This window comes from Mesorhizobium sp. M1E.F.Ca.ET.063.01.1.1 (assembly GCF_003998155.1).
GTDB lineage: Bacteria > Pseudomonadota > Alphaproteobacteria > Rhizobiales > Rhizobiaceae > Mesorhizobium.
Genome location: NZ_RZSC01000466.1, coordinates 1 through 4,729 on the forward strand (window position 1 = coordinate 1; position 4,729 = coordinate 4,729).

5 protein-coding genes and 1 pseudogene are annotated in these 4,729 nt (G+C 67.2%); 3 read left to right on the plus strand and 3 right to left on the minus strand.

From position 1 onward, the window contains the following. Together EOA29_RS25510 and EOA29_RS41660 are read right to left on the minus strand one after the other, a co-directional pair. Positions 1-203 (minus strand): annotated as a pseudogene (locus EOA29_RS25510) (OsmC family peroxiredoxin); the annotation flags it as partial. 265 nt (positions 204-468) lie between these two features. Further along, entirely contained in the window at positions 469-690 is a 222-nt protein-coding gene (locus tag EOA29_RS41660; protein WP_189350130.1) for a DUF1127 domain-containing protein, read from the minus strand. Positions 691-1,035: 345 nt separating this feature from the next. On the opposite strand from EOA29_RS41660, the gene EOA29_RS25520 reads away from it, so the two are divergent. Next, positions 1,036-2,454, plus strand: a complete 1,419-nt coding sequence (locus EOA29_RS25520; protein WP_127221785.1) for a nodulation protein NfeD — start codon at positions 1,036-1,038, stop codon at positions 2,452-2,454. Beyond that, positions 2,451-3,215 (plus strand): slipin family protein, encoded by a 765-nt coding sequence (locus tag EOA29_RS25525; RefSeq protein WP_126094599.1) that lies wholly within the window; start codon positions 2,451-2,453, stop codon positions 3,213-3,215. The genes EOA29_RS25520 and EOA29_RS25525 overlap by 4 nt, the downstream gene beginning before the upstream one ends. Before the next feature lie 162 nt (positions 3,216-3,377). On the opposite strand, the gene EOA29_RS25530 is transcribed toward EOA29_RS25525, so the two are convergent. After that, positions 3,378-4,307: a LysR family transcriptional regulator gene (locus EOA29_RS25530; RefSeq protein WP_126094598.1), complete on the minus strand. Its 930-nt coding sequence runs from the start codon at positions 4,305-4,307 to the stop codon at positions 3,378-3,380. A gap of 97 nt (positions 4,308-4,404) precedes the next feature. Here EOA29_RS25530 and EOA29_RS25535 point away from each other — a divergent pair. Next, positions 4,405-4,729 (plus strand): alcohol dehydrogenase catalytic domain-containing protein (locus EOA29_RS25535; protein WP_148669387.1); only part of this gene is annotated, 325 nt, incomplete at its 3' end.

A 4,729-nucleotide genomic window follows, 5' to 3' on the forward strand; every position in this document is an offset into this window, starting at 1 on the left:
TTTTCATGCTTCTGCTCCTGGCCGGCGCCGAAGAAGCCGTGCATCACGCTCTTGCTGTGGGTGCCTTCGATCCATTCGTTATGGGCGCGGAACTGGAACTTCGCCAGCTCCGGCTGGCCGGCCACGAAATTGATCGTCGCAATCAGGTTCGGCGTGTCGACGCCGTTGAGTGGAACGCGTGCAGGTTTGGTGTTGGGTTGCATTTCTCTACTCCCAGGGTTGTTTGCGGCTTGGTTGCCGTGACGCTTTTCTTTGGCGGTCGAGCGTTTGAACGAGAGTGGGTGCCAGCGTGGAATTTTTGATACGCCTACCGTGGAAATTGCGTTGGACATTCCATTTGAGACGAGCGTCCGCCACCGGAATCCAACGCCCGGGAAGCCGGTCGGCGGGCAGGGCCAAACGCGAAAACCCCGGCAATGCCGGGGCTTTTGACAGGCCTTCGAGCCGTTCCGGCCGCCGAAGCGGCCGTCACTCATCCGTGTCGAATTGTCTGTAGCGCACGGAGTACTCTATCTGCGAGCGGCTGATGCCGATGTCCTTCAGCACAAAGTCCGGCATGGCCTGCAGCGCGGCGCGCTCGCTGCGCATCTTCATGGCGCGATAGGCCAGGCTGAGCGCGCGGCCGACGAGGCCGGACAGGCTAAGGCCAGCCCGGCCGGTTTCGCGAGTGGTTCGATCCAAAGTCGTCATTGTCGTCTCCATTGGTTGCGGGCGCGCTTGGTCGCGCGGTCGATGGGGACAATGCAGGATGGGCGAGGGAGCCAGCGTTGGAACCCGCGTCGAAATTGCCGTGGAATCGTGAGTAGGCGAAAGCGGGCGAGCGCGTAATCTCCCCCCTCGAGGGGGAGATGGCCGGCAGGCCAGAGGGGGTCGGTCCGACTGGGCTCGGCCTGCTGCGGCAGATTGAGGTTGGCGTTCCATGCGCAGCGACCCCCTCTGTCGCCTTCGGCGACATCTCCCCCTCAAGGGGGGAGATCAGCAGCTCATTGGACTTGCCCCGGCACAACCCCATATTGAATCTAAGGAGCTTTGAGCGTGAAACTCGCGCGGGTGGCCTTCGTAGCAGCGGCCTTCGTGGCCGCGGCGGTTCTTTTCCCCTTCTCCTCGGCCGGAATGGCGGCGGAGAGGATCGCTCTCAGCATCGCGATCGACGGCGCCAGCGGCCCGGCGAGCTCACGCCAGCTCAAGGAGGCGCTCAAGGCCGCGGCCGAGCGCAACGCTGCGGTCCTCATCCTTCAGCTCGACACGCCTGGCGGCCTGGTCACCTCGATGCGCGAGATGATCGCCGACATCCTGGCCTCTCCGGTTCCGGTTCTCGGCTATGTCGCGCCGGCCGGCGGCCATGCGGCGAGTGCAGGAACCTATATTCTCTACGCCACCCATGTCGCGGCGATGGCGCCCGGCACCAATCTGGGCGCGGCGACGCCGGTCGAACTCGGCGGGCTGCCCTCGCTTCCCGGCGGCGAGAAGGACATTGCCCCTGGCAAGGACGGGGTCCCTGACAAGGACGGCAAGGACAGCGGGCGGCCGCCGGGCGACGCGATGATGGCCAAGGTGACCAATGACGCGGTGGCGCTGATCCGCTCGCTCGCCGAGCTGCGCGGGCGAAACGGCGACTGGGGCGAGAAGGCCGTGCGCGAGGCGGCGAGCCTTTCGGCAAGTGCTGCGCTGCAGGAACATGTCATCGACTTCGTCGCCCGCGACACGACCGAGCTTTTGCAACTGGCCGACGGCCGCACCGTCGACGTGGCCGGCAAGAAGGAAGTGCTGGCGACAAAGGGCTTGGCTGTCGAGATGCTGGATCCCGGCTGGTTCATCCGGCTTCTCGGCGTCATCACCGATCCGAATGTCGCCGTCCTCCTGATGCTGGTCGGCTTCTACGGCATCGTCTTCGAGGTCACGAGTCCCGGCGCGGTGGCGCCCGGCGTCATCGGCGCCATCTGCATCGTGCTCGCCCTCTATGCCCTCGATCTGCTGCCGATCAACTATACCGGGCTCGTCCTGATGCTGCTCGGCGTCGCCTTCCTCATCGTCGAGGCCTTCAATCCGACGGTGGTGCTGGGGGTCGGAGGCGCGGCCGCGTTCCTGCTCGGTGCGGCCATGCTGCTCAAGGTCGAGGGGCCCGGCTTCGCCATATCGTGGGTGGTCATCGGCCCGGCCACGGCGCTGACGCTGGGGCTCGCGCTGCTTGCCGGCAGCTACCTCTGGGCGGCGCGGCGCAATCCGCCGCGCGTCGGCGGCGAGGCCATGCGCGGCCTGCCGGTGCAGATCCTCGACTGGGAAGGCGGCGAGGGCCATGTGCTGGCGCTCGGCGAACGCTGGCGGGCGGAGGCCGATGGGCCGATCGCGCCGGGAGATCGCGCAGAGGTGACCGCCGTCAGCGACCTCGTGCTGACGGTGCGGCGGCGTGGTGCAGGTTACGACGGGGCAGGAAACGACGGAGCAAAACAATGACGGTCGGTTATGTCGCCTATCTGGTCCTTGCGCTGCTGGTGATCATGTTCCTGTCGGCGGCCATCCGCATCCTGAGGGAATATCAGCGCGGCGTGGTCTTCACGCTCGGCCGCTTCACCGGGGTCAAGGGGCCAGGGCTCATCCTGCTCGTTCCCTTCATCCAGCAGATGGTACGGGTGGACCTGCGCGTGGTGGTGCAGGATGTGCCGCCGCAGGACGTCATCTCGCGCGACAACGTTTCGGTGAAGGTCAACGCCGTGCTCTATTTCCGCATCGTCGACGCCGAGCGGGCCATCATCCAGGTCGAGGATTTCATGACCGCCACCAACCAGCTTGCGCAGACCACGCTGCGCTCGGTGCTCGGCAAGCACGAGCTCGACGAGATGCTGGCCGAGCGCGACAGGCTCAACAGCGACATCCAGGAGATCCTCGACCAGCGCACCGACGCCTGGGGCATCAAGGTCTCCAATGTCGAGATCAAGCATGTCGACTTGAACGAGAGCATGATCCGCGCCATCGCCAAGCAGGCCGAGGCGGAGCGGCTGCGGCGCGCCAAGGTCATCAACGCCGACGGCGAGCAGCAGGCCGCGGCAAAGCTCGTCGAGGCCGGCCGCATGCTGGCGGCCGAGCCGCAGGCCATGCAACTGCGCTATTTCGAGGCCCTGCACGACATCGCCGGCGAGCGCTCCTCGACGGTTGTCTTCCCGCTGCCGGTGGATTTGCTCAGCCAGTTCCTGAAGGGGCAGGGGAAGGGCGGGTAATCTCCCCCCTTGAGGGGGAGATGTCGCCGAAGGCGACAGAGGGGGGCGCCGCGCGTGGAGCGCCAACTTCTTCTTCGTTGCGACAGGGCGCCGGAGCTCCATGTGAGACGACCCCCTCTGGCCTGCCGGCCATCTCCCCCGCAAGGGGGGAGATTGGCAGCTTCACCGCCGCCAGGGCGGTTCCGGCGAAAATCGCTTGCCGATCCAGTCGGCGAAGGCGCGGGTCTTGGCGGCCTGGCCCTTGGCCGAGGGCATGACGACATAGACCGCGCCCTCGTCGGCCAGCGTCCAGTCTTCCAGGATCGGCACCAGCCGGCCGTCGGCGAGCTCGCGCCCGACCAGCCAGTCCGTGCTCATCATCAGGCCGACCCCCTGCACGGCGGCCTCGACCAGCACCTCGGCGTCGTCGCTGACCAGCGGCCCCGAAACCTCGACGCGCACGCGCCGGCCTTCGCGGTCGGTCATCTCCCAGGCCGGAAAGGTCTGGAAGCCGGTGAAGCCGAGACAGGAATGTTCCAGCAGCGCCTGCGGCGTCTCCGGCCGACCCCTTCGGGCGAGGTAGGAGGGGGAGGCGCAGAGCAGCCGGCGCCGCGTCGCCACCTTGCGCGCCACCAGGCGCGAGTCCTCCAGGCTGCCCAGCCGCACGGCAACGTCGAAATTCTCGGCGACGAGATCGGCGAAGCGGTTGGAGAATTCGGCTTCGATGCGCACATTCGGGAACTCGGCGAGGAACTGGGGCAGGAACGGGGCTACCCACATGCGCCCGAACGTGCCGGGCAGCGCCAGCCTCAGCAGCCCGCGCGGCCCGCCGCCGGCATGCGCGGAGGCGGCGGCTTCCGCCTCGTCGACCGAGGCGAGGATGGCGCGTACGCGCACCAGGAATTCCGCACCCGCCTCGGTCAGCGACACGCTGCGCGTCGTGCGGTGCAGCAGCCGCACCCCCAGCCGCTCTTCCAGCGATTGCAGGCGGCGCGACAGGATGGTCGCGTCGCGCCCGACCCGCGCCGCTGCCCTGGTGAAGGAGCGCGCCTCGGCGACAGCCGCGAACGCCGCCATTTCCGCAAGGGCCGCCGGTTCATGGGATTGCTGCATGATTTGCAATACTCAAATGCAGAGACCAAGGATTATCGAGAAATAGCGCAGCAGCTAGGTTCACTCAACCACCAAACGGCCACCCACGGAGTGAACCATGAAAGCCATCGAACTGACCCAACCCAGGCTGGACGCTTTCCGCACCGCCAGCGTCGCCACACCCGAACCGCAGCGCGGCGAGGTGCTGATCCGCCAGCGCGCGGCGAGCCTGAATTTCGTCGATGTCGCGGTGGCGAGCGGCAACTACCCCGGACCGGTCTTCCCGCTCATCCCGGTTGCCGACGGCGCCGGCGAGATCGTCGCGCTCGGCGAGGGCGTGACAAGGTTCGCTGTCGGCGACCGCGTCGTCGCCCACGCCAAGCCGCGCTGGATAGGCGGCCGGCCCCGTCCTTACGAGATGACGCAGATGCGCGGCATTTCGC